Below are 25,227 nucleotides of genomic sequence, written 5' to 3'. Positions count from 1 at the left end.
GTTCGCTCACTGCCCCGACCACGCCGAGTTCCAATCGATGCCTTTGTAGTCATCCATCTCCCAATAGAACCGCGTCCGGGGCTTGGGATGATTGCCGATCTCGTTCATGGTGGCCGAGTCGTACAGCCGGCCGTTGAGCAGCGTGTAACGTACCGAGTTGCTGTTGCGGATGTCCTCCAGCGGGTTGCGATCGAGCACGATCAGGTCGGCGAGCTTGCCGGCTTCGAGCGAGCCCAGTTGTTTGTCGAATCCAAGCGTGGTCGCGCCGTTCAACGTGGCCGCGCGCAGAATGCGATGATTGCTCATGCCGCCCTGGGCGAGCAGTTGCATCTCCCAGTGCATCGCGAGGCCCGCGATCTCGCCGTGCGAGCCGACGTTGATACGCACGCCGGCCTCATCGAGCTTCTTGATGGAGCGCGACACCGAGCGGAACCCGATGTCCCACAGCTCGTCGGCCACATGGATGCTCGTCATATTGCGGGAGTGCACGGGCGCACCGCCCTGCACTTCGAGCGCGCCGTAACTCGACGTCGCCTCCTGCGCGAAGGTCTTCACCTTCGGATCCTCCCAGGCACGCTCCTTTTCATACAGGAAGTTCTCGCCATACAACTCGCCAAACGCCACCACCAGGGTCGGCGTGTTCGAGCTGGTCGCGTGACTCATGAGCTGAATCACGTCGTCGTAGTAATGCGCGACCGGCAGGTTGTGCTCGATGTTGCTGTGACCGTCGAGCATCATGGAAATGCCGTTATAGAAGTGCCCCTCGCCTTCCACATCGACCATGATCCCGGTCTCGCGCCCAGCCTTGACCAGCATCTGCCGCTGCTGACGGCCCGGCTGCTTGTAGCTCTTGATGTAGATGTCGCCGAGCGCCTGCTTTCGCAGCAGCGCTTTGTGCGCGTCGTCATACTCGCGCAGCGGCACATAGTTGAAGTCGGTCTTCTTCGCCCGACCGTAGATCGGGCTGCCCGAGCCGATCCAACGCGGCCCGACGGTGATGCCGGCGAGATCGGTCTCGCGCGTCTCGTAGTTCGGTAGTTCACTCGAGTAAGGATCGAAGTTGGTCGTCACGCCGAAAGCCAGCGCGGCATAACGCGGCGCCTGCTTCTGTGGCATCACGCCAGTGCGATAACAACAGTCGATGTGACCGTGCATGTCGATCAGCCCCGGCATGATGGTCTTGCCGGAAGCATCGATCACTTTCGCATCGGCAGGAGTCGTGACCGAAGCGCTCGGACCGACAGCCACGATACGATTGCCTTCGACAACCACCGTGCCCTGCTCGATGATTTCATCGCCCTTCATTGTGATGATGCGGGCATTCGTGAACGCTAGCTTGCCGGTCGGCACATCGGCGGGCACTTTCAGATCGATCTTCGCGTACGGCTGCGATACTGCTGCCGATGCCGCGTCAGTGACGTTGGCCCGATACAGCGACGCACCCAACGTCCAATGCAATGTCGACGAATCGCTCGACCACGTCAGTGAATAGCCACCGAGGTCGGTCAGCTTTCGCACCGGAACTTCGCTGCTACGAGCGCTGATGGTGATCGGCGTGCCGATGTCACTGAACGGCATCACGAAGTACTGCTGCGTTTCGCGGAACGCGATCCAGCGCAGATCGGGACTGACGCGCAGCTCCAACGTATCGGCATTCAGCGTATGCCCATGCTCGCGCTTATCGTGTCCATCCAAGGTCACGCTGACCAACGAGTGAATCAACTCGCCCTTCACTCGCGAGGTTTCGACGTAGTAAATGCGCTTCCCGTCGGGCGAGAACACCGGCCAATCGTCGCCCGCGACAACGAAACGATCGGCGCCACCGCTCGCGGGCGCGACATAGATGCCCGGCTGCGTACCGTAACCGCCCATGGTCTTGTCCGCTTCATCGATCCGATACACGACCTGCTTGCCGTCCGGCGAGAACGAAGGGTTGCGAATGACGCCCCGGCTGGTGGCCACCGTGCGCCCGTTTCGACCCGCAGCGTTGGCGACCTTCAGTGTGCTGCCTCGCTCGTCATCCCACTCGACGTACGCGAACGAGCGGCCATCGCGCGAGAAGGCTGGATCGAACTCGAACGCCGCACTCTTGCTCAGACGCGCCGGCGCCGACGCATCGGATTGACTCCACAATCGATCCAGCGCCGTGAACACCAGGCGCTTGCCATCGACCGAAGGCGCAAGCTGTCGCACCGACCGAACCGCGATCGAGTCCGGCGCGGCGTTCTGCTCGAAATGCGGCGCGCGGACGATGTGATGTTTGGTATTCGCGCGAAATGGGATCTCGCTCGCGGTGCTGGTCTGCGTATCGACGTTGTACAGCTTGCCCTTGCCCCAGATCGCGATGTGCCGGTTGTCCGGGAACCAGTCGAAGCGTGGGTAATAGGCGTTCTGCTGCACGAAGTCGGCGTGCAGATCGCGATCGAGATCGTCGAACACCGGCACTTGCGTGCGAGCCGCGACGTCGTAAACGAACAGCACGGTCTTTTCTTTGACGCGCCGGATGAACGCGACCTTCTTGCCGTCGTGGGACACTTGCGGCGTGGTGGCACTGCCCCAGCCGCCCATCAATTCTTCCGTCGCCCCCGAGGCCAGCTCGCGTCGCTTGATGACGTAGTTCGGATGACTGGCGTTGATGTAGATGTTCGGCTGGATGATCCGCTGTGTGTAGTAGACGAACTGCCCGTCCGGCGTGAAGCTCGGCTCCTGCACATCCCGCCGGTTCTCCGGCATCTCCACCAGCAGCGCGCCCTTGCCGCCTTGCAGGTCGAACAAGCGGATTTCCGACGCCTTCATCAACTGAAAGGTCGAGTAAGCCTGCACGACGGCGACCGAGTCGTCGTTCGGCCCCCACGTCGGCGCACCCAGCAGGTTGGCGGCGTCGTGAGTGATCTGCCTTGGGTTCGAGCCGTCGACGTTGGAGATCCATGCGTTATCGAAACCGCTCTCATCGCTCTGATACAGCAGCTTGCTGCCATCGGCGCTGAAGCTCGGGAAGATCTGCATGGCCGGTCCTCCATGGACCAGCCGTGCATCGCCGCCCTTCGCCGGCAGCACATAAATGTCGCCGAGCAGATCGAAGGCGAGCGTCGACCCGTCCGGGCTCACGTCGACGCTCATCCAGGTGCCTTCGTTGACAGTGAACTCGGCGTCGACATACGGCTGCCCCGTATCCGTGACGCTCCAGGTTCGCTCGCCGGCCATCGCTGCCGTACCCAACAACGCTAACGATACGGCCAGGCACAGCCGCTCGAATCGCCGCTTCTCTGTCATTCACTCGCCCCCAAAAATCGAATCGACTCAGCCAGATTACCAACGATACCGGAACGAGCCTCGGATCGAGCGGGTCTCACCCACCGTGCACAGCACGGAGAAGCGGGTGAAACAGGACGAGGCATACTCCTTGTCGGCCAGGTTCTGGATATTCAACGCGACGCGCATGTTATTCCACTCGTAGTGAACCGCCGCGTCGTACAGCGTAAAGCTCGGGCTCTCCACCGTGTTCAAGTCATCCGAGAACGTCGACGACTGATAGCGCGTGCCGAAGCCCACGCCGAGCGCATCGAGTCCGAACGCATTGAAGTTGTAGTCCAGCCAGAGCGCGGCCTTGTGCTTGGGAATCTGCGGGAATTGCTTACCGACCAGCTCGGGCAGCTTGTTCTCTTTCTGCTCCGTGTCCAGATAGCTGTAGCTGGCGATGAAGCTCAGGCCGTTGTCCATCGCCGTGAACGCTTCGAGCTCCACGCCGCGTGACGACGCTTTGCCGGTCTGGAACAGATTGAAGTCGTCGTCGCGATCCACGAAGTTGGTGCGCTCCAGATCGAACAGCGCCAGGGTGAACAGGCCGTTGAAGCTCTTCGGCTGATACTTCACGCCCACTTCGTATTGCCGACCGGTTTCCGGATCGAACGGCTTACCCGCCGCATCCACGCCCGAGGACGGCAGGAACGACTCGGCATAACTCGCATACGGCGCAAAGCCGCTGTCGAACACGTACACCACACCGCCGCGCAGCGACAGCTCCTCGTCGGTTTGATCCTGAGTCGTGCTCTGGCTCAACCGCGAATAGGTCGAACTGCTGGCGTGATCGAAGCGTGCGCCCAGATTGAAGATCAGCTTCTCCTGGATCTTGATCTCATCCTGCAAATAGACGCCGAGCTGTTCCAGATCGATGTCGTCGTCGCCCCAGGGCGCCGGACGCGTGATGTTCGCGACGCCGTACACGGGAGCGAAGATATCGATCGGCGTGAGTGTTGCATTGTGATGCTGCCGATGCCACGCACTGACATCCTGATAGTCGACGCCCGCCAGCACCTTTTGTTTCACCGCGCCGGAGCCGAGTGCCACGTGCAATTGATTGTCGATGGTCAATCCATCCAGCGTGCCGTAGCTGAAGGCCGCGCGACGAAACACGATGCGATCGGCGTCGGCCGGATTCTGACTGATGCCCATGCTGTACACCGCGATCTCGGTGAGCTTCACATCGTTGTAGCGCGCGTTCTGGAAGAAACGCACCGAGTCGTTGAAGCGATGCTCGAACTGATAGCCGACCGAGAACTCGTCGCGATCGTAGTCGTCCAGCCCCGGCTCGCCGCTGAAGCGGCTGACCGGAATGGTGCCGTTCGGATTCGGCTCGAGCATGCCCAACGCCGGCAACGACTGCGACGGCTTGGTCTTGTCCTGCTGATACGAACCGAGGAACGTGAGCGAGGTGTCGTCGGAAATCCGCCAACGCAAGGCGGCGGCGAGGAACTGCCGGTCATCCGGAACGTAGTCGATCTGCGTGTCGCTGTCGCGAATCAAGCCGGTCAGTCGGCCGCTCCACGTGCCTGCCTCGTCGAACGAGCTGCCGACGTCGAACTGCGCCTGCTTGCGATCGTTGTTGCCGTACTCCAGGCCCACTTCGCCGAACGCCTGATCCTTCGGCATCTTGGAAACAAAGTTGATCAAGCCACCCGGGCTGCCCTGGCCGTAGAGCACCGAGGCCGGACCGCGCGGCACTTCGACACGCTCGGCGCCGTAGGGCTCGAGGTTGTAGCTCACCGCCCAGCCCGGATTGATCAACGCCAATCCATCGCGATAGATGCCGGCAGCAGCGGCCGTGAAGCCACGCATGTTGACGCTGGTAAAGCGGGGCTCGACACCGAAGGGCTCGGCATTCACGCCCGGCGTGTAACGCAACGCTTCGGTGAGCTTGCTCGCGCCCCACGAATCCAGCAGGTCGCGCGAGATCACCGACAACGAGGCCGGCGTTTCAATCGGCGGCGTATCGGACTTGGTGCCCGAGCTGTTCACCGGCGGCACGAAATCCTTGCCGAAGACCACCACCTCCTCAACCGTCTCGCTCTGCGCGAGCGATACCATCGGCTGCGCCAGTGCAGCCAGGGTCAACAACAAAGAGCCATGTGATTTTTTAATCATGATCGTCTCCCCACAAGCAGTGATACCAGCGAACTATCCGACGAGCGCCTCCACCACACTGTTGAAGAAATCGTTGTCGGCGATGACTTCAGATCCCTTGGGTTTGGCACGCGCGCTCAACACCACGACCACGAGCTGTCGCGTCGGATTGATATAGATGTACTGACCGAAGATGCCGCGGGCGCTGTACGCGCCATCGGCGAATGAGCCGTCGCGCGCAGCGACCGGCCACCACATGTAGCCGTAGTCGAGGCGTTTGCCAGCGATCTCGCGTGGTTGACTGGCTTCGCGCACCCAGCCTTCGGGCAACACGCGAGTCGAGCCGATCACGCCGTCGTTCAACATGAACTGACCGAAGCGCGCGTAGTCGCGCAACGAAGCGTTGATACCGCTCCCGGCGACTTCCAAACCTTGCGGCGACTCGAGCCACCACGTGGCATCGAGCTCCATGCCGAGCGGCTGCCAGATCTTTTCGGAAAGATAGTCGGCGCACCACCGACCGGTCGCCGCGCGTACCAGCGCGCCGACCACGTGTGTCTCGCCGGTGCTGTAATTCCAGATCGTGCCGGGCTCGGCGACGCGAGGCTGCCCGGACAGAAAATTCAGAATCGCGCCCGGCTGCTGTGCAATCTGCAGATCCAGCATGACGCGACGCTCGGATTGCGGATCGGTATGCGTGTCGTCCCAACGCACGCCCGACGTCATCTGTAACAAGTGACGAATCGAGACGCCGTCGTAACCGCCGTTCTTCAGCTGCGGCAGATAGCGAGTGAGCGGATCGTCGACGCTCTGAATCGAGCCATCCTGAATCGCCGCGCCGACCAGCGTGGTGCTGACGGACTTGGCCATGGACATGGAAATCCAACGCGTGCGCGCGTCGTTGCCGAACTCGTAGTGCTCGAGGCAGATCTCGCCCCGATGCAACACCAGCAGCCCGGCGATGCGATTGCGGGAGATGTAGTCGACCAGGTCGTACCGGGTCGCGTTGGCGTGAACGGCCAGGTCTTCGATCTGGCGCCTGGCCCGAGGCAATGGATGAACCTGACTGCCGCGCTTGATCGACCGGGTCGAGAACACCCAGCTGTCGTCGCGGAACATGCGCAGCTGCCGGTCGGGACGCAGCTTGCCCGCATACGCATTGCGAGCGTCCTCGTCCTCGAAGCCGTTCTCGAGTGCTTCGAGTGTCGCCGTCATTGTTGTGCCGTCACGCTGCAAACCCGTCTCCCACGCTCGTCGTCGCGAGGGTTTTTTATAGGCTATTCATGCGTGCGGTCGGGTTGCCTAGCGTGCGCCGGCGGTGAGACCGGGTCACCACTGCCCCCTGGCGGTGTGCTCGCAACACCACGCTGGCCGCGATATCACCCGGGGCGCCGCTCCCACCCTGCAATAATCCGCGGAAGTTCCAGGAGATCCATGAGTGGTAGCACGTCCCGAGACGAACCTGGTCGATGCGCCGGCGCCGGCGAACGCCGCTCCCGCCGCGACGTTCGAAGTCAGCACCGGCTACCGACATTACGTGGTGTGGCTGCTGTTCCTGGTCTACACCTGCAATTTCGTCGACCGGCAGATCCTGTCGATCGTCATCGAGCCCATCAAGCGGGAGTTCGGGCTGCATGACTGGCAGCTCGGCCTGTTGAGCGGGCTGGCATTCGCGGCCTTCTATTCCACCCTGGGCATTCCGATCGCGCGGCTCGCCGACCGGCGCAATCGGGTCAACATCATCGCGATCTCCATCGTGATCTGGAGCGCCTTCACCGCGGTGACCGGCACCGCGAAAAACTTCTGGCATCTGCTGATCGCACGCATCGGTGTTGGCGTCGGCGAAGCGGGCTGCAGCCCTCCAGCCTACTCGCTCATCAGCGATTACTTCGATCAGAGCAAGCGGGCGACGGCGCTGTCGATCTACTCGATGGGCGTGTATGCCGGCGGCGCGTTGGGCTTCGTCGTGGGCGGGCAGATCGCGCACGTCTACGGCTGGCGCGCGGCGTTCTTCGCCGTCGGTCTGCCGGGATTGATCGTCGCGTTGATCGTGAAGCTGACGCTTCGCGAGCCGCCTCGAGGATTCTCGGAGCAACGCGCCGCCACTCCGCACGAGCCGGTCGCGTTCAGGAAGCTCGTGACCGAATTGTGGTCGCGACGCTCGTTCCGTCACCTATCGCTCGCGGCCGGTCTGCATTCCTTTGCAGCGTACGGCGTGAACAATTTCTACTCGCCGTTCTTCATGCGCACGCATGGCATGACGATCGCGGAGTTGAGCGCCTGGCTGGCGTTCGTTGTCGCGCTCGGCGGCCTGACAGGCACCTATCTCGCCGGCCGGCTATGCGACCGCTGTTACAACCGCACCGACGATCCGCGCTGGTATTTGTGGATTCCGGCGGGCTCGCTGTTCTTCAACTGCGCGTTCGGCCAGATCGCCTACTCGCTGGACGATCGTTATCACGCGCTGTATGCGCTGATTCCTTTCGTGGCGATGAGCGCCGCTTATCTCGCGCCCAGCATCGCCGCGACTCATCGGCTGGTCGGGCTTCACGAACGGGCGCAAGCCAGCGCGGTGTTGCTGTTGATCCTGAACTTCATCGGCCTCGGCCTGGGGCCGATGTTCACCGGCGTGGTCAGCGACACGATCAACAGCTATCTGGTGAGTCATGGCATGGCTGCGCAACAGGCGCAGGCGGATGGCCTGCGTTGGGCCATCCGCGTCACCATCATGATCAACCTTTGGTCAGCGCTGCACTACATCCTGGCGGCACGCACGCTGCGCGAAGACATCAAGGCGTCGGCGCGGGCTTGACGTCATAAACGACCACGCGCTCCCACAGGTGCTCGCAGTCGGCGACGAATTTTTTGTGGATGGGATGCACCTGGTAGGCGTTCTGGCCGGCCACGTCGTCGAAGAACAGAATTTCCGACGCGCTGTAGCTGGAGTCCACCACGCCACGCTGCTCGGTCTCGGCCGGCACGCCGATGTGAATGGCTTTGACGGTCTCGATCCCGCCCAGCGTCCGTAAGCCGGTCAGCAGTCGAGCGAGATCGTCCTTGGACTTGGGATTCTTCAGCCAGAAGAACACGTGATGCACGACCGGCGGAATCGTGGCCTTGCCTGCGGTTCCGGCGTTACCCGAGGTCGCGGCGCTCGCGGCCTGCGCGGCGACACCTGCACCGGCCAAAGCGGCCGCGGCGGTGATGACTTCTCGTCGGCTGTGGGTCGTCATGCTGGATCCTTTTGCCTGAGTTAATCCGGGGCCGAGTATAAGCCGGCTCGCCAGTCATTTATGATTCGCGCATGGACCGCGCCACGCCCGCCCCTTCGTCGCCCGCCGAGCGCTCGTTGCCTGTGGATGTCGTCCGGCAGCGCAGCCTGGTCGCGGCGTTACGCACTTTTCTGCCGCAAGACGCCGTCCTGTTTCGTGAGGAAGATACGCGTCCCTACGAGTGCGACGGCCTGACGTTGTTCCGGCAGTTGCCCATGATCGTGGCTCTGCCGGAAACGGAAGACCAGATCCGGCGAATTCTGCAGCTCTGTCATGAGCACAAGGTGCCTGTCGTACCGCGAGGCGCCGGCACCGGCCTGTCAGGCAGCGCTCTGCCCCACCATGCGGGACTGCTCCTGTCGCTCGCAAAGCTCAATCGTATTGTGTCCATCGATGCTCGCGCGCGAACCGCGACGGTCCAACCGGGCGTGCGCAATCTCGCGATCAGCGAAGCCGCGTCACGTCATCGTCTTTACTACGCCCCCGACCCGTCGAGTCAGATTGCCTGCACTATCGGCGGCAACGTCGCCGAGAACTCCGGCGGCGTGCATTGTTTGAAATACGGCCTCACGGTTCACAATGTCCTGCGGGTGCGCGGCCTCACGATTGAAGGCGAGTCGGTGGAATTTGGGGGCCTCGCGCCGGACGCGCCCGGTCTCGACTTGTTGGCGCTGGTCGTGGGTTCGGAAGGCATGCTGGCGGTTGTCACAGAAGTCACGGTGCGACTGGTGCCGGTCGCGCAGACCGCTCGATGCATCATGGCCAGCTTCGCGGACGTGGGCGAAGCCGGCGATGCGGTCGCTGCGCTGATCGCCGACGGCATCATTCCCGCCGGATTGGAAATGCTCGATCAAGCGGCGAGCCGGCTGGTCGAGCCATTCGCAAACGCCGGTTACGATCTGGACGCGGCGGTGTTGTTATGCGAATCCGATGGCACGCCCGAAGAGGTCGCCGAAGAAATCGATCGCATGTCAGCCGTGCTGCTCGCCGCGCGAGCCACGCGCATTCAAGTATCGAACAGCGAAGCCGAGCGCCTGCGCTTCTGGGCAGGTCGAAAGAACGCGTTCCCCGCCGCCGGGCGAGCATCGCCTGCTTACTACTGCATGGACGGCACGATCCCGAGGCGTCGACTCGGCGAAGTGTTGAAAGCGATTCAAGCATTGGAGCCGCAGTACGGACTGCGCTGCCCGAATGTGTTTCACGCAGGCGACGGCAACTTACATCCATTGATTCTGTTCGACGATGCCGATCCCGATTCGGTGGCGCGGGCCGAAGCCTTCGGGGCCGAAATTCTGGAGCTGTGCGTGCAAATGGGCGGCACGGTGACCGGCGAGCACGGCGTCGGCGTCGAGAAGCTGGATCAGATGTGCTCGCAGTTCGGGCGTGCCACGCTCGATGCCTTTCTCGGAGTCAAGAATGCGTTCGATCCGGCCGGCCTGCTGAACCCGGGCAAGGTCATCCCGACGCTGCACCGCTGCGCCGAGTACGGCCGCATGCGGGTGCAGGGAGGCAATATTCGATTCCCTGAACTGCCGCGCTTCTGATGGATGAAGCACTGAGCCAACTGTGCGAGACCGTGCGCGCCGCGTCGGAGGCGCGTGCACCGCTGCTCATTCGAGCCGGCGGTACTAAAGATTTCTACGGCAACGCCTCTGAGGGCACGTTGCTGGATCCTCGCAGCGTCGCGGGCATTGTCGATTACGAGCCCACCGAGCTCGTTGTGACCGCACGCGCCGGCACTTCGCTCTCGGAGCTGGAACAGCTGCTGGCCGAGAACGGACAGATGCTCGCGTTCGAGCCCCCGCACTTCGGCGCCAACGCGACTGTCGGCGGTTGCATTGCTGCCGGCTTGTCCGGTCCGCGACGCGTTTCTTTCGGGCCGACGTATGGCGGCGTTCGCGATTTTGTCCTCGGCGCGAAGCTGGTCGATGGTCGCGGCGAGTTGCTGACATTCGGCGGCACCGTCATGAAGAACGTCGCCGGGTACGATGTATCGCGATTGCTCGCCGGTTCGATGGGCATTCTCGGTGTCATCGCTGAAGTGTCCATCAAAGTGTTGCCGCGACCGATCTCACATCACACCTTGTGCTTCGAAATGACCGAAGTCGCGGCCGTGCACAAGCTCAATGAGTGGGCGGGACGACCGCTGCCTCTGTCCGCCTCGGCATGGTATGACGGTGCGCTCTATCTAAGATTGGCGGGCGCGTCGGCCGCCGTGAGCGCGGCACGTCATCAGCTTGGCGGTGAGGACTTCGACAACGAGCAGGCGGATGCTTTCTGGACCAGCATTCGCGAGCAGACGCATCCGTTCTTCGAGGGCGAGGCGCCGCTGTGGCGCGTGTCGGTGCCTTCGACTGCTCCCGTCCTGTCGATCAATGAGCCGTCGCTGATCGAATGGAATGGCTCGCTACGCTGGTTGCGTACCCATCAAAGTGCCGAACAGGTGCGTGAATGTGCGCGGCAAGCCGGCGGCCATGCGACGTTGTTTCGCGGCGGCGATCGCTCGGCGGGCGCGTTTGCGCCGCTCACAGCGCCGATCGCTGCCATTCATCGACGACTGAAAGCGCAGTTCGATCCCGCGAACATTTTCAATCGCGGTCGGCTGTATCCGGATCTTTGAGCAAGGCGTCACCCCATGAGAACGCAGCTCGCCGATTTCATCAAAGACACGCCCGAAGGCAAGGAAGCTGAGGAGATCGTCCGCCGCTGCGTGCACTGTGGCTTTTGCACGGCGACCTGCCCTACTTATCAATTGCTCGGCGATGAGCTGGACGGACCGCGCGGCCGGATTTATCTGATGAAGCAGGTGCTCGAAGGCGTCGAGCCCACCCGCAGCACGCAGGTTCATTTGGATCGATGCCTCACTTGCCGGGCATGTGAGACGACGTGTCCTTCGGGGGTGCAGTATGGCCGGTTGCTCGATATCGGCCGCGGCATCGTCGAGCAGAAGATCGAACGTCCGTTTGCCGAACAGGTGGCGCGGTCGGCGCTGAAACATGGCTTGACCAGCAAGCTGTTCGGCCCCGCGATGCGCACTGGCCAGGCCGTGCGCTCGTTTCTGCCTGAGTCGATTCGTGCCAAGGTTCCGGAACGGCGCGATGTCGGCGCATGGCCGCAGCGATCGCATGCTCGCAAGATGTTATTGCCGCTGGGCTGCGTACAGCCGTCGATGTCCCCTGGGATCGATGCCGCGACGGCCCGCGTGCTGGATGCGCTCGAGATCGAGGTGATCACGCCGGCCGCGAACTGTTGTGGCGCTATCAAGCATCACTTGAACGATCACGATGCCGCGCTCGTCGAGATCAAAAACAATATCGACGTCTGGTGGCCGCACGTCGAGGCTGGCGTCGAAGCGATAGTGATGAACGCGTCGGGCTGTGGCGCGATGGTCAAAGAATATGCGCATTTGCTCCGCGACGATCGGGCGTATGCGGAGAAGGCGCGGCGTATCGTCGATCTCACGAAGGACTTGGCCGAGCTGCTATCGCCTCATGCGGCGACGCTGGCGAGCAAGGCCCGCCGGCAGCCCGAGCGCGTGATGTTTCATCCGCCGTGCACTTTGCAGCACGGTCAGAAGATTCGAGGCGTCGTCGAGCAACTGCTCAGCTCGCTCGGCGCGGAAGTGCTGCCGCTGGCCGAGAGTCACTTGTGTTGTGGCTCCGCGGGCACCTACTCGATCTTGCAACCCGAGCTGAGCAAACAGCTCCGCGAGCGCAAGCTCGAAGCCCTGCAAGCTCAGCAGCCGGATGTGATTCTCTCAGCCAACATCGGCTGCATCACCCATCTTGCGAATGGAGCGCAGGCGCCGATACGCCACTGGATCGAGTGGCTCGACGCCCGCCTCACCTGATCGTTCAACCCGCCACCCCAGCTCGCGGCGGCCCGCCCGCCTCGCTTGATTGCTAGCCCGCCGCTTTTAATTCGCGACGGCGCTTGTGCAGGATAAACTCGGTGTAGCCGTTCGGCTGCTCGCGGCCGAGGAAAATCAAATCGCTCGCGGCCTTGAACGCGATGCTGCCATTCAAGTTGCTGGCCATCGGCCGATAGGCCGGATCGCCGGCATTCTGCGCATCCACGACGGCGGCCATCCGCTGCAACGTTTCTTTCACCCGCTGCTCTGTGCACACGCCGTGGAGCAGCCAGTTCGCGACATGCTGACTCGAGATGCGCAACGTCGCGCGATCTTCCATCAAGCCCACATCGTGAATGTCTGGCACCTTCGAGCAGCCGACGCCTTGATCGATCCAGCGCACTACGTAGCCGAGAATGCCCTGAATGTTGTTGTCGAGCTCGCTCTGAATCTCTTCGGACGTGAAGCCCGACGCCGCGAGCGGCGAGCGCAACAGATCGTCGATGCCGGTCGCCTTGCCGGTCTGGAGTTGCCGCTGCAGTTCATTCTGAACCGCGCGCACATCGACTTGATGATAGTGAAGTGCGTGCAACGTGGCCGCCGTCGGCGACGGCACCCACGCGGTGTTCGCACCCGCGCGCGGATGACCGGCCTTCGCGGCCAACATGCCGGCCATCTTGTCCGGCATCGCCCACATGCCTTTGCCGATCTGCGCGCGGCCGCGCAGGCCGTCGTTCAAGCCGATTTCGACGTTGCGCTTCTCGTAGGCGACCAGCCACGGCTGCGTCTTGATGGCGTCCTTGCGCAGCACCGGCCCGCCTTGCATGGCGGTGTGAATCTCATCGCCGGTGCGATCGAGGAAGCCCGTGTTGATGAACACGATCCGATGTTTGACCTGCTCGATGCAGGCACTCAGATTCAAGCTGGTGCGACGCTCTTCGTCCATCACACCGATCTTCACCGTGTACTTCGGCAGCCCCAGCGCTTCTTCCACCCAACCAAACAAATCGTTCGCCAGCGCCGCTTCGTCGGGACCGTGCATCTTCGGCTTCACGACATACACCGAGCCGGTGCGACTGTTTCTGCCGCCACCCCGCAGGTCGTGCAGAGCGATGGCGACAGTGACGAGCGCGTCGAGCACCGTCTCGAAAATCTCCTTGCCCTCGTGAAGCACGGCGTCGGTGCGCATGTGATGACCGACGTTCCGTACCAGCATCAGACTGCGACCGGGCAACGTGAGCTCTTTGTGACCAGGCGCGGAGTAGACACGATCGGCGTTCAGTTGCCGGGTCGTCGTGCCCTTGCCCTTCGCGAACGTGGCTTGCAGATCGCCCTTCATCAAGCCCAACCAGTTGCTGTAGACCGCGACTTTCTCTTCCGCATCGACAGCAGCGACCGAGTCTTCGCAGTCCTGAATCGTCGTGATCGCGGACTCCAGCACCACATCTGAAACGCCAGCCGCATCGGTCGAACCGATTGGATGTTTGCGATCGATACAAATCTCCACATGCAGGCCGTGATGGCGCAGCAGAATGCCTTGCGGCTCGACGGCGCTACCGCGCCAACCTTCGAGCGTCGCGGGCACGGCCAACGTCGCGCGCGATCCGTCCTTGAGCGTTACGACCAGCTTGTCGCTTTCGATTGAGTACTTGGCCGCGTCTTCGTGCTTGCCATGCGTGAGCGCAGCGACGTCATCCAGGAACTTGCGCGCGTACGCGATGACTTTCGCACCACGCTCCGCGTTGTATGGTGAGCCGGCAGGCAACGGCGCTTCCAACGCATCGGTGCCATAGAGCGCGTCGTAGAGACTGCCCCAGCGCGCATTCGCTGCATTCAACGCATATCGCGCGTTGCTCAGCGGCACGACGAGCTGCGGACCGGCGAGGTGCGCGATCTCTTTGTCGACATGCTCGGTGTCGACCTGAAACGCGGCCGGCTCGGGCACGAGATAGCCGATGGATTCGAGGAACTGACGCTGCTTGGCTACATCGATCGGTTGAGCGCGCTGCTGCTGCCACCAGCCATCGATGCGCGCCTGCAGATCGTCACGCTTGGCGAGCAGTTGCTGGTTGCGAGGCGAGAATTCTCGGACAATACGCTCCAGACTGTTCCAGAACGCCGCTTCCTGCACACCGGTCCCCGCGAGGGCCCGCCTGACGAAATCATGCAGCACCGGCGCGATTTCCAGAGTCCCCACCGTCACTCTTGCACTCATCGTTGTATCACTCGCAGGTTTACTGCCGGCGACTATACCTCTCGACAAGATCCCGGTGGCGGGGGACCATGCCGGCTCCCCGCACCCGCGCCGCGACTACCAGGCAGTGCAACCCGGTATCTCATGAAGTTCTGCTCCAATTGTGCCCACCCGGTCAGTCTCAGCGTCCCGCCTGGCGACCATCTGCCCCGTTTCGTGTGCTCCAACTGCGGCACCATCCACTACCAGAACCCGCGCATCATCGCGGGCTGTGTGATCGAGCACGAAGGCAAACTCCTGTTGTGCAAACGGGCCATCGATCCCTGCTACGGCCTGTGGACCACGCCGGCCGGTTTCATGGAGAACGGCGAATCGGTGCAGCAGGCAGCGGCCCGGGAAGCGATGGAGGAAGCGCTGGCGCACGTGCGGATCGGCTCGATGCTGGCGGTCGTCAACGTGATGCGCGCCCATCAGGTGCACATCATGTTTCGCGCCACGCTAACGCAGCCTTCGTTTGGCATTGGGCCCGAGAGCCTGGAATCCCAGCTGTACGCCGAGGAAGAGATTCCCTGGCCTGAGATTGCCTTCCTGAGCGTGGAATTCGGCCTGCGCCGCTACCTGGAGGACCGGGCCAAGGGCCGGGAACTGCTGCATTTCCGCGATATCGACTGGGTGGACGGCAAACCGGTCACGACCGACGGCCCTTCCCAGTAACGCGGGCGGCCGAAGTTATATAGACATGGCCAGCCCGCCTCGCATCCCCGCGCCCCCTTTGGCACAATGCGCGGCCTCGAACGGCGTATTCACCTTGTCCACGACGCCGTTGTAGAGCGATTTTTCGGAGTTCTAGCCGATGACTTTCGTCGTCACTGAAAACTGCATCAAGTGCAAGTACACCGACTGCGTCGAGGTGTGCCCGGTCGACTGTTTCCATGAAGGCCCGAACTTCCTGGTGATCGACCCGGATGAATGCATCGACTGCACGCTGTGCGAGCCGGAGTGCCCGGCCGAGGCGATTTTCTCCGAGGAGGAGCTGCCCGACGGTCAGCAGCACTTCAAGCAATTGAATGCCGAGCTGACCAAGTCCTGGCCGGTGATCACCGAGAAGAAGGCCATGCCCGCCGATGCCAAGGAATGGGACGGCAAGCCGGATAAGTTGAAGCTCTTGGAGCGTTGAAAATACCCGGGGCGGTTCATCGCAGCCGCCGGGTACATAGAGGTACCCCGCCGCCTCAGGCGGCGGCGAGCAGCAAAAAGTCACGCCTTTTTGCTAGCTCGCACGAGGGTCGTGACAGGGATGCCCGATCCCGAGTTATTGATCAGTGCCGTCCAGTTTGCCGATCATCTGATCGGGCGCCAGATAGCCGCCGATGTACTCGCCGCTGTCGGTGAAGATGGCTGGCGTGCCGCGCACACCCAGCTGCTCACCCAGCTTGAACTGCTTGGCAATCGGCGTGGAGCACTGGGCGGCCTTGACCGTCTTGCCCGCCTTGGCATCGGTGATGGCTTTCTTGCGATCGGTCGAGCACCACACCGCTTCCATCTTGGCCCAGTCCTCGGTACCCGGGCCGGCTCGCGGATAGGCCAGGTAGCGCACCTGCACGCCGCGATCGTTCAACTGCGCGATCTCGCTGTGGAGCTTGCGGCAATAACCGCATTCAACGTCGGTGAACACGGTGATCGTGTATTTCACCTTTTGCGGCTTGAACACGATCATGTCCTTCTCATCGAGCTTGGCCAGCGCCGCCACGCGGGCCTTGGTGCGGCCGGCCTCGGTGAGATTGGTGCGGGAGTCGATCTCGTACATGTCGCCCGCGATCAGGAAACGGCCATCGCCGCTGATGTAGGCCACTTCGCCGCCCATCTGGACTTCGTAAATGTCCTTCATGGGCGAGGGCCGCACTTCGTCGACCTTCATGTCGGGGAATTTCTTGGCGATCGCCGCCCGAATGGTGGCGTCGGCGGATTTCTGGTCGGTCGCCTTGGCTGGCGCGGCCGTTTCGGCGGCGGCCACGGAAGTGGCCAGCAACGTCGCCAGCGACACGTTGGCGAACAGACACAACAACAGCTTTTTCATGGGAACTCTCGTGACCCTCGCCCGATTCGAGCCTGCGCGACCACGCAAGTTCAATGGCAATTCGGCTTGAGGAGGCGAACGGAGTCTACCAGGGACTCAACTACCGGCGAGAGTACGTAAGTTCAAGCGCGCCAGGACCGGAGGCCCTCAATCGCCGTACGGCTCAAACAGGACGTCCTTGCAAGCAGCCGCCGGCTCTTGTCTGTTCCGAGCCGTACGGCGATTGAGGGCTTCTTTACCCTCTCGGGTGATGAAGGGCATGCAGCTCCTTCATGCGCTCCCGGGCGACGTGGGTATAGATCTGGGTGGTCGACAGGTCGCTATGGCCCAGCAGCATCTGCACGACGCGCAGGTCCGCGCCATGATTCAGCAGATGTGTCGCAAATGCATGACGCAGTGTATGAGGCGACAACGCCTTCTGCACACCCGCCTTCTGCGCGTAGCGCTTGATGATGTGCCAGAAGGCCTGGCGCGTCATGCGATCGCCACGGCGCGTCGGGAACAGATAGTCGGTCTGGCGCTCCAGCAGGATCTCCAGGCGCGGACCGTTCATGAACTTCTGCAGCCAGGACACCGCCTCGTCGCCGAGCGGGATCAAGCGCTCGCGATCGCCCTTGCCGACGATGCGCAACACGCCCTGGTTCATGTTCACCTGACTGGACTTCAGATTCACGAGCTCGGACACGCGCAGGCCCGTGGCGTACAGCACCTCGAGCATGCAACGGTCGCGATGACCCAGCGGATCCTCGACCACCGGCGCCTTCAGCAGCGACTCGACCTCTTCCTCGGTCAGCGACTTCGGCAGCGAGCGGCCGATCTTAGGCATCGCGATCTGCGCGGTCGGATCTTCTTTGATCGCACCGTCGCGAATCAGGTAACGGTAGAATCTGCGAAAGCTGGAAAGCTGGCGGGCGGTCGAACGCGGCCGTGCGCCGGCTTCGACCCGATGCGCGATGAACGCGAGCAGGTCGGCCCGCTTGGCGGCGACACTCGAGGTGCCTCGTGACTGCAGCCAACGATCCAGCGCAGTCAGGTCGGCGCGGTAGGCTGACAGCGTGTTGGGCGACAGACCGCGCTCCATCCACACTGCGTCGAGAAAGCGGTCGATGGCCGCCAATGACGGCGTCTCGGGCATATCCTCGCCTGACCTCGAGTAAACTGATGCTTTAGTTACGGTGCTCATCGCCTTTAGGTTTGCGTCGTGATCGCTCACGACAGACCGTTAAATCGATGGCGGCAGTATGGGGAGCGGGTTGGGCGCTGGGCGTGATTACAATCACAGAACCCCGGCTACGGTTTACATAAAGAGACTTAGTTCACAGAATTCGACAACTATGCGGACGCTACATAAATTCTCTGGTGACTTCTGTGTCGAGTTATGACTGACGCGCGGCCGCGCGCCCCCTGGATAATCGTCAGGACCGCGCTCGAGATCATTTATGGATTGTATGTACTGACGGTGTTTCTGGCCTTCGGCCTGACCGCCTTCGTCGCAGTGTTACTGCCTTTCGGGATCAAAGCACGTCGGCATATCGCCCACTTCGCAGCCCGCGCCTTCTTCGCGGTCGCCGGCTTGCGACTGCGAGTGATCGACGAGCATTTGTTGCCGAGCGGCCCGTGCGTGGTCGTCGCCAATCACGCCAGCTACCTGGATGGCATCGTGCTCAAGGCCGCCCTGCCCGCGCGCTTCTCATTCGTCATCAAGAAAGAGTTCAGCCGCGTGCCGCTCGCCGGCCTGCTGTTGAGGCGCATCGGCTCGGAGTTCGTGGATCGCTTCAACCGGCATGCGGGCGGCATGGATGCGAGACGTCTCTTGAAAGCCGCCGACGCCGGCCAGGCGCTCGCCTTCTTTCCGGAAGGCACGTTCCTGGCGGAACCGGGGCTCGGCAAATTTCACAGCGGCGCATTCACCATCGCGGCGCGTGTCGATCTGCCGGTCGTGCCGCTCGCGATCAAAGGCACGCGCTATGTCCTGCCGTCCGGGCGATTCCTGCCCCGCCCCGGCCGCATCGATATCCACGTGCTGCCGTCGATCGGCCCGATGAGCGACATGAAGGCGTCCGACGCTGTCATCCATACACGCGATCAGGCGCACGCGCGCATCCTCGCCGAACTGGGCGAACCGGACCTGTCGTCGAACGACGGCATCGCGGCGCTGCAATCCAAACGAACCTTAGACACATAACCCCGCCTATAATCGTCGCCTGCGGTTTTCGAGGGACGGCGATGAACTTGTTCGAAGCGGTCGGCCGGCTCGGTCACGAGCAAGTAGTGTTCTTCCATCATCGCGAAAGCGGCCTGCGCTGCGTGATCGCGATTCATAACACCGCGTTGGGCCCAGGCCTCGGCGGCCTGCGCATGTGGCCGTACGCGAACGAAGCGGACGCGGTGCGCGACGTGCTCAAGCACTCCGCCGACATGACTCACAAAGCCGCCATCGCCGGCCTCAATCTCGGCGGCGCCAAAGGCGTGCTGATCGGCAATCCCGAAACCGACAAGAGCGAAGCGTTGTTTCGCGCGCTCGGTCGCTTCATTCAATCCTTGGGCGGACGCTACATCACGACGGAAGACGTCGGCACCAACGCCGATGACATGGAGCTCATCCGCCAGGAAACGCGACACGTGGTCGGTGTCCCTCAATTACTCGGTGGCAGCGGCGAGCCTTCGCGCTTCACCGCGTTGGGCACATTGCATGGCATTCGCGCCTGTATGGAATTCAAGCTCGGCCACTCGGACCTGCGACGTACGAGCTTCGCGGTGCAAGGCGCCGGACAAGTGGGATATCACTTAGCAAAGTCGCTGCGCGCCGCCGGCGCGAAAGTATTCATCACCGACATCAACGAAGAGCGCATCGAGCACGCGGTCGCCGAGTTCGGCGCCGAGGCGGTGCCGATGTCACAGATCTACGATGTGGATGCGGATGTGTTCTCACCTTGCGCGCTGAGTGCAGTGATCAACGAGGACACCTTGCCTCGACTGCGTTGTCGCATCGTCGCCGGTGGCGCCAACAATCAACTCGAATCCGAAGAGCTGGGCACGGAGCTGGACCGTCGCGGCATTCTTTACGCGCCCGACTACGCCATCAATGCCGGCGGTCTGATGAACAGCGCGATCGAGCTGGAGGGGTATAACGAGGATCGCGCCCTGAGAAGCGTGGCGCGCATTCACAATATCATTAGTCGAATACTCACCCTCGCCGCCCGCAACAACATCCCCACCTGGCAAGCGGCCCGACGCCTCGCGGAAGAGCGGATCGCGGCCCTCAGCCGCATAAAAATGCCTTACACCGGCCATTAATACTTAGAGATTGCCAACTGCGGCGGCTCGTGTTGCACTGCATACAAACTCGGCGTAGGCTGGGTACTTGCAAGTAAGTTTAGGAGCCGCCATAACTGGCCATGACCTTGCTTGCGTGGCGTCCGGGGGTTTTGTACAAGGCCGCCCTTCACTGAACTCGCGTTTCACTGAATCCACAAGTCGAGCATTGCCATGAGCGAACCGGTTTATATCGTTGCCGCCCGCCGTACTCCCATCGGCGCCTTCCAGGGTGCACTCAGCCCGTTGACCGCTCCTCAGCTCGGCGCCGCCGCCGTGCAGGCCGCGATCAAAGATTCGGGCCTGTCGGCCGAACAGATCGACGAGACCATTCTGGGTTGTGTGCTGATGGCCGGCATCGGTCAGGCTCCTGGCCGTCAGGCCGCGCTGGCCGGCGGCGTGCCGCAGAAAGTGCCGGCAACCACCATCAACAAGATGTGCGGCTCCGGTTTGAAGGCTGTGATGATGGCCGCCGATCAGATTCGCGCCGGCTCGGCCAACGTCGTGCTCGCCGGTGGCATCGAGTCGATGACCAACGCGCCTTATCTGATTCCGAAAGCTCGTGGCGGTCTGCGCATGGGCCATTCGGAAATTCTGGATCATATGTTCTTCGACGGTCTGCAGAGCCCGTTCGACGGCAAGATGATGGGCTCGTTCGCCGAAGCGACCGCTGCCAAGTATGGCTTCACCCGTCAGCAGCAGGATGAGTTTGCCGCCGAGTCCGTGCGTCGTGCACTCGCCGCTGTCGAAGGCACGCACTTCAACAACGAAGTCGCGCCAGTCACTGTGAAAGATCGCAAAGGCGAACGCGTCGTCGCGAAGGACGAAACGCCGTTCACTTGTGACATCAGCAAGATCCCGACCTTGAAGCCCGCGTTCGCAAAGGACGGCACCGTCACTGCCGCGAGCTCTTCTTCGATCTCCGACGGCGCGTCGGCTCTGCTCATCGCGAGTGCCGCCGCCGTTCGTCAGCACAACCTGAAGCCGCTGGCGAAAATCGTTGGTTACACCAGCCACGCGCAGGCACCGGAGTGGTTCACCACTGCGCCGGTCGGCGCGATTCAATCTCTGCTCGCGAAGACCGGCTGGTCCGCCGGCGATGTCGATTTGTATGAAATCAACGAAGCGTTCGCCGTCGTGACCATGGCTGCGATCAAAGATGTCGGCCTCGATCACGCCAAGGTCAACATCAACGGCGGCGCCTGCGCGCTCGGCCACCCGATCGGCGCCACCGGCGCTCGCATCCTCACCACGCTGGTCCACGCGCTGCGTAATCGCAATCTGAAGCGCGGTGTCGCGTCGCTGTGCATCGGCGGCGGCGAAGCGACGGCGCTGGCGGTCGAAATCATCTGATTTCGAATGTGTGTACGGGGCAACGAGTCCTTGGACTCGTTGCCCCTTTTTTGGGGCGAGCGAACAACGCGCATCACAGTTCGCCCCGTGCTCTTTGGATGCGCCATTGTTGCAACTGGGCACGCTTCTCGGGGTCCGTCATTATGCGCCGCATGGGCGCCACGCGCCGCTCGAACCAGGCAGCGATCGTCTCAAACGGCTCCTCGGCACTCATATAACCTTTGAGTGACCCATTCATATCGAACAGTAACAGCGGTTCGGGACTGAGCAAGATCATAAAGCGCGTCGCGAGATCGTTGTTTTGGAGCACATCGACTCTGGCCACTCGGCCATACGGGTGAAACTCTCGAGCGAGCCGCTGCAGTCGCAGACACGCATCCGGCACTCCAATCCGCGGTTTGTGAAAATAAACGATGGTTGGCTCCGGAAATGCCTTGAAAGCATCGTCGAAAGTTGCCGTCGTAAGGACCACGACTGAAGGCATCTGCGCAAACCTTTCCGCTTCGATTTCCTCCATCGTCGCCGCCGTATACTGCCCCGAATTCGCCCATTCAATCCAGGACGCGTGAGCTGCCGCCTCGTCGCTCGTCATTTCCTCCGGGCGGTATGTGGCCAGCTTTCGCTGCGCCGATCTGATCAACCCGCAATAGTATCCAACGGGCTCGGCACCAGTCGGCACGTCTATTCGGGTGTTCTCAGCGACCACACGGGCCGCCACTTTGGGCAGGAACAGAGCGTCCATGTAGTCGCCGAGCACCTGTCGGTAGCCCGCAATCGCCGCTTGTGCTTCCTGCTCCGCGAGTCGTCGCTCGACCTTGAGGTGCCGGAGATTCATAAAAGCTTCACGCACCTGTTGCGGCTCATGTCCGCTACGCTCGCAGGTGAGCAGGAAGGAGTCGTCGTCGAGTCGCATTGAATGAGTCTCCCGGGCGAGGAAAAGTCCTCAACGGGTGGACGCGCCAAACACCGCAATGCGCGCTGTCGATTCGTTGCGGTGGAATTTTATTTACTGAGTCAGCCGGGCTCGCGCGTCACATGGACAAGAGCGCCGTGATCGGCGCGTGGCCGACTGAGAGCTCAGGAGCGGGAATGATGCATCGAGTTGATGAAACGACTTCGTGCCGACGATCGCAACGTTTGAGCGCGCTCGTTGCCGGGTGCGTTTATACATTGGGTGGCGCGTTCTGGTCGCCGCCCGGTCTCGCCCAGCAGCGCGACGCGGAGAGTGCGGGCGATTCGCAGGTTTTTTCTCTGAGCATTCCCGCGCAGGCACTCGGCGCGGCGCTGTTGCAGTTGGCCGATGCAACCGGCACGCAGATTGTCTTCGAGACCACGAAAGTTCGAGGGCTCAAATCAGCGCCGCTCTCCGGGAAATTTCCTCGCGAGGAAGCGCTGCGCGTTCTGCTGTCAGGCACGGGATTCACTTATCGCTTCAGCTCACCCACGACAGTGACCCTCGTTCTCGCGCCGGCTGATCAAGCCACGCGCACGCTGGGCCCCGTGCGTGTCGAGGGCATGAACTCGCTAGCCACCGCCGGTATCAACGGCAGCACCGATCCCACGGCAACCGAAGGTACCGGCAGTTACACCAGCAGCGCTCTTACAATCGGCTCGAAAGCTCCGCTATCGATTAGAGAGACCCCGCAATCGGTGAGCGTGGTCACTCAGCAGCGGATGCAGGATCAGAACCTGACCGACTTCACGTCCACGCTCAACCAGAGCACGGGCGTGACGCTGGTTCAGGGAGCAAGCTCGCTGGAGACCAACTTCTATTCGCGCGGTTTCCAGATCACGCGGTTCCAGATCGACGGCGGAGCGCCGCTCAGCACCGCTTCCAGCTCGGGTTCCAGCCATGGCTTCTTTCCGCTGCTCGACATGGCCCAGTACGACCATATCGAATTGTTACGAGGCGCAGATGGCCTGTTCAACGGCTACGGCAATCCGGGCGGTGCTGTGAACCTCGTGCGCAAGCGGCCGCTGGATCATCGCCAGGTCGTGGTCGAGGGCGCGATCGGCTCCTGGAGCAATCGTCGCAGCGTGATCGATGCCGCCGCACCGCTGGGTTTCGATGGCAGGCTGCGCGGTCGAACGGTGTTGAGCTATCAAGACCGGGATTATTTCTATGACACTGCGAACGACAACCACACGCTGAGCTATGGAATACTGGAGGCCGACGTTACGCCTGCTACAGTGATCGGCGCCGGCGTCAGCATGACCCGAATGAATGCCTTACCGTGGGCGAGCGGCCTGCCTCGCTACGGCAATGGCGACGATCTCAAATTGCCGCGCGATACCTGCCTCTGCACCGACTGGAGCCGCTGGAACTTCGAGACCACCGAAGTGTTCGCACAGGCCGAGCAGGAAATCGGTGACGATTGGAATCTCAAATTCAACGTCACGCGCCTGGAGCAGCAAAGCCGGTTGAAAGTCGGCACCGTGAACGGGGCGGTATTGCCCGATTCGGGCACGGGTCCGACGCTCGCCGGCAGCATCAACGACTACAGCACCTTGCAGCATGTGGCCGATGTCACACTCCGGGGTGCCTTCCCGCTATTCGGCGAGCGCCAGCAGCTGGTCGCCGGCGTCAACTATCAGAACGTCGATGCAGGCGGCTATCAAGGCTACGGGGCTTTGTTTTCACTGCCCTATCCGCCCGCCGATGTCTTCAATTTCGACCCCTCGGCCTATCCGGAGCCCGCCAACTCGACGCCCGACTATGTCTCTCCCAAGCGCAGGCAGATTCAGTGGGGCGGTTACGCCAACCTGCAATTGACGTTCTGGAGCCGCTGGCACATGCCGCTGGGCGTGCGCTGGAGCCGCTACGAATACGAGAGTCTCGATCAGGGGCTGACGCCCGAGGGTGCTATTTCCTATTCGATTCCCACCCACTATACGAGCGAGGATTTATCCGCACTGCCTTATTTGAGCCTGAGCTACGACCTGCTGGAGAACTGGACCGCATATGCATCGTACACATCGATTTACAACTCGCAGGCGGACTATCTGGACAAGCAGCGACAGCCCCTCGATCCAATGACCGGCAGCAATTGGGAAGCAGGCTTGAAGGGCGAACTGTTCGACCGCCGACTCAGCTTCAGCGTCGCCGCGTATCGCATCGAGCAAAAGAACTTTCCGATCCGCGACCGCAGCGTGCCGTACTCGAGCAATGACACCGGGATTACCTGTTGCTTCTACACGGCCGGGAACAGCTACGTGAAACTGAGTCAGGGGGCGGATCTGGAAGTCACCGGCGCACTCTTGCCCAATTGGCAGCTGAGCGTCGGCTACACGTACAACGTCAACGAATATAAAGGCGAGAATTCCGGCGAGAATGAAGACAAGCCGTTGAGCAGCTACACACCCAAGCACCTGCTCAAGCTCTGGACCAGCTATCGCCCGCTCGCTGCCGGATGGAACCGCTTCGATTTCGGGCTGGGCGTGAATGCTCAGACCGACAGTTACAACACCGGCAGCACTTGCCTCGAATATCGCTTCCATCCGGAGATCGGTGAGTACTGCGCGAGCTCGATGCCTTACGACTATACGCAGGGAGCCTATGCAGTCTTCTCGGCTCGTGCCGGCTATCGCGTCGATGAGCGTTGGACCGCGGCCTTGAACGTCGGCAATCTTGGCGATCGCACTTACTATCAAACGCCCGGACACTCCCAGTTCGGCAACTGGTACGGCGAGCCGCGCAGCTATATGGTGACCCTGCGCGGAACGTTCTAATAATCATTGGCAATCCGGAGCGGCGGTTTCGAGCCCC

The 25,227-nt window shown here is 62.0% G+C and carries 18 protein-coding genes; 10 read left to right on the top strand and 8 right to left on the bottom strand.

Annotated features, from left to right (window positions below):
* Positions 1-6: 6 nt before the first annotated feature.
* From ACFPN2_RS05135 to ACFPN2_RS05125, 3 genes are read right to left on the bottom strand one after another with little or no spacing between them, the layout of a single operon-like run.
* Entirely contained in the window at positions 7-3,273 is a 3,267-nt protein-coding gene (locus ACFPN2_RS05135; RefSeq protein ID WP_380595550.1) for an amidohydrolase family protein, read from the bottom strand.
* A gap of 36 nt (positions 3,274-3,309) precedes the next feature.
* On the bottom strand, positions 3,310-5,421 hold the full coding sequence (locus ACFPN2_RS05130) for a TonB-dependent siderophore receptor (RefSeq protein ID WP_380595549.1): 2,112 nt from the start codon (positions 5,419-5,421) through the stop codon (positions 3,310-3,312).
* Positions 5,422-5,454: 33 nt separating this feature from the next.
* Positions 5,455-6,615 (bottom strand): serine hydrolase domain-containing protein, encoded by a 1,161-nt coding sequence (locus ACFPN2_RS05125; RefSeq protein WP_380595548.1) that lies wholly within the window; start codon positions 6,613-6,615, stop codon positions 5,455-5,457.
* A 223-nt stretch (positions 6,616-6,838) separates the two neighbouring features.
* On the opposite strand from ACFPN2_RS05125, the gene ACFPN2_RS05120 reads away from it, so the two are divergent.
* Positions 6,839-8,212, top strand: a complete 1,374-nt coding sequence (locus tag ACFPN2_RS05120; protein ID WP_380595547.1) for a spinster family MFS transporter — start codon at positions 6,839-6,841, stop codon at positions 8,210-8,212.
* Here the strand turns inward: ACFPN2_RS05120 and ACFPN2_RS05115 are convergent.
* Positions 8,190-8,633: a Dabb family protein gene (locus ACFPN2_RS05115; protein ID WP_380595546.1), complete on the bottom strand. Its 444-nt coding sequence runs from the start codon at positions 8,631-8,633 to the stop codon at positions 8,190-8,192. The two genes, ACFPN2_RS05120 and ACFPN2_RS05115, sit on opposite strands and share 23 nt — an antisense overlap.
* 71 nt (positions 8,634-8,704) lie before the next feature.
* On the opposite strand from ACFPN2_RS05115, the gene ACFPN2_RS05110 reads away from it, so the two are divergent.
* The 3 genes from ACFPN2_RS05110 to glcF are packed head-to-tail and all read left to right on the top strand — an operon-like array spanning position 8,705 to position 12,522.
* Positions 8,705-10,216 carry an FAD-linked oxidase C-terminal domain-containing protein gene (locus ACFPN2_RS05110; RefSeq protein WP_380595545.1) on the top strand — a complete coding sequence of 504 codons (1,512 nt, stop codon included), beginning with the start codon at positions 8,705-8,707 and terminating at the stop codon, positions 10,214-10,216.
* Positions 10,216-11,292 (top strand): glycolate oxidase subunit GlcE, encoded by a 1,077-nt coding sequence (gene glcE, locus ACFPN2_RS05105; protein ID WP_380595544.1) that lies wholly within the window; start codon positions 10,216-10,218, stop codon positions 11,290-11,292. The genes ACFPN2_RS05110 and glcE overlap by 1 nt, the downstream gene beginning before the upstream one ends.
* Positions 11,293-11,307: 15 nt before the next feature.
* Entirely contained in the window at positions 11,308-12,522 is a 1,215-nt protein-coding gene (gene glcF, locus ACFPN2_RS05100; protein WP_380595543.1) for a glycolate oxidase subunit GlcF, read from the top strand.
* A gap of 52 nt (positions 12,523-12,574) precedes the next feature.
* Here the strand turns inward: glcF and ACFPN2_RS05095 are convergent, their stop codons facing one another.
* The gene (locus tag ACFPN2_RS05095) at positions 12,575-14,737 is read right to left on the bottom strand and encodes a malate synthase G (RefSeq protein WP_380595542.1); all 2,163 of its coding nucleotides are present in this window, start codon (positions 14,735-14,737) and stop codon (positions 12,575-12,577) included.
* Between the two features lie 123 nt (positions 14,738-14,860).
* On the opposite strand from ACFPN2_RS05095, the gene ACFPN2_RS05090 reads away from it, so the two are divergent.
* The gene (locus tag ACFPN2_RS05090) at positions 14,861-15,430 is read left to right on the top strand and encodes an NUDIX hydrolase (RefSeq protein WP_380595541.1); all 570 of its coding nucleotides are present in this window, start codon (positions 14,861-14,863) and stop codon (positions 15,428-15,430) included.
* A 139-nt stretch (positions 15,431-15,569) separates the two neighbouring features.
* Positions 15,570-15,893 carry a ferredoxin FdxA gene (gene fdxA / locus ACFPN2_RS05085; RefSeq protein WP_116811286.1) on the top strand — a complete coding sequence of 108 codons (324 nt, stop codon included), beginning with the start codon at positions 15,570-15,572 and terminating at the stop codon, positions 15,891-15,893.
* A 135-nt stretch (positions 15,894-16,028) separates the two neighbouring features.
* On the opposite strand, the gene ACFPN2_RS05080 is transcribed toward fdxA, so the two are convergent.
* Complete coding sequence (locus tag ACFPN2_RS05080) at positions 16,029-16,793, bottom strand: DsbC family protein (RefSeq protein ID WP_380595540.1); 765 nt, start codon at positions 16,791-16,793, stop codon at positions 16,029-16,031.
* Positions 16,794-17,028: 235 nt separating this feature from the next.
* The gene (gene xerD, locus ACFPN2_RS05075) at positions 17,029-17,928 is read right to left on the bottom strand and encodes a site-specific tyrosine recombinase XerD (RefSeq protein WP_380595539.1); all 900 of its coding nucleotides are present in this window, start codon (positions 17,926-17,928) and stop codon (positions 17,029-17,031) included.
* A gap of 243 nt (positions 17,929-18,171) precedes the next feature.
* Here xerD and ACFPN2_RS05070 point away from each other — a divergent pair, with 243 nt between their 5' ends.
* The 3 genes from ACFPN2_RS05070 (at position 18,172) to ACFPN2_RS05060 (ending at position 21,461) form a co-directional block, all read left to right on the top strand.
* Positions 18,172-18,978 (top strand): lysophospholipid acyltransferase family protein, encoded by an 807-nt coding sequence (locus ACFPN2_RS05070; RefSeq protein WP_380595538.1) that lies wholly within the window; start codon positions 18,172-18,174, stop codon positions 18,976-18,978.
* 41 nt (positions 18,979-19,019) lie between these two features.
* A complete protein-coding gene (locus ACFPN2_RS05065; RefSeq protein WP_380595537.1) occupies positions 19,020-20,090 on the top strand; it encodes a Glu/Leu/Phe/Val dehydrogenase dimerization domain-containing protein in 1,071 nt (356 codons plus the stop codon).
* Between the two features lie 192 nt (positions 20,091-20,282).
* The gene (locus ACFPN2_RS05060) at positions 20,283-21,461 is read left to right on the top strand and encodes an acetyl-CoA C-acyltransferase (protein ID WP_380595536.1); all 1,179 of its coding nucleotides are present in this window, start codon (positions 20,283-20,285) and stop codon (positions 21,459-21,461) included.
* A gap of 73 nt (positions 21,462-21,534) precedes the next feature.
* On the opposite strand, the gene ACFPN2_RS05055 is transcribed toward ACFPN2_RS05060, so the two are convergent.
* The gene (locus tag ACFPN2_RS05055) at positions 21,535-22,374 is read right to left on the bottom strand and encodes a YbbN family protein (protein WP_380595535.1); all 840 of its coding nucleotides are present in this window, start codon (positions 22,372-22,374) and stop codon (positions 21,535-21,537) included.
* Positions 22,375-22,550: 176 nt separating this feature from the next.
* On the opposite strand from ACFPN2_RS05055, the gene ACFPN2_RS05050 reads away from it, so the two are divergent.
* Entirely contained in the window at positions 22,551-25,190 is a 2,640-nt protein-coding gene (locus ACFPN2_RS05050) for a TonB-dependent siderophore receptor (RefSeq protein WP_380595534.1), read from the top strand.
* The last annotated feature ends 37 nt before the right edge of the window (positions 25,191-25,227 follow it).

This window comes from Steroidobacter flavus (genome assembly GCF_042651805.1).
GTDB classification, from domain to species: Bacteria; Pseudomonadota; Gammaproteobacteria; order Steroidobacterales; family Steroidobacteraceae; genus Steroidobacter; species Steroidobacter flavus.
The sequence above is the reverse complement of the archived record's forward strand: the minus strand, read 5'-3'. Positions and strand labels throughout refer to the sequence as shown.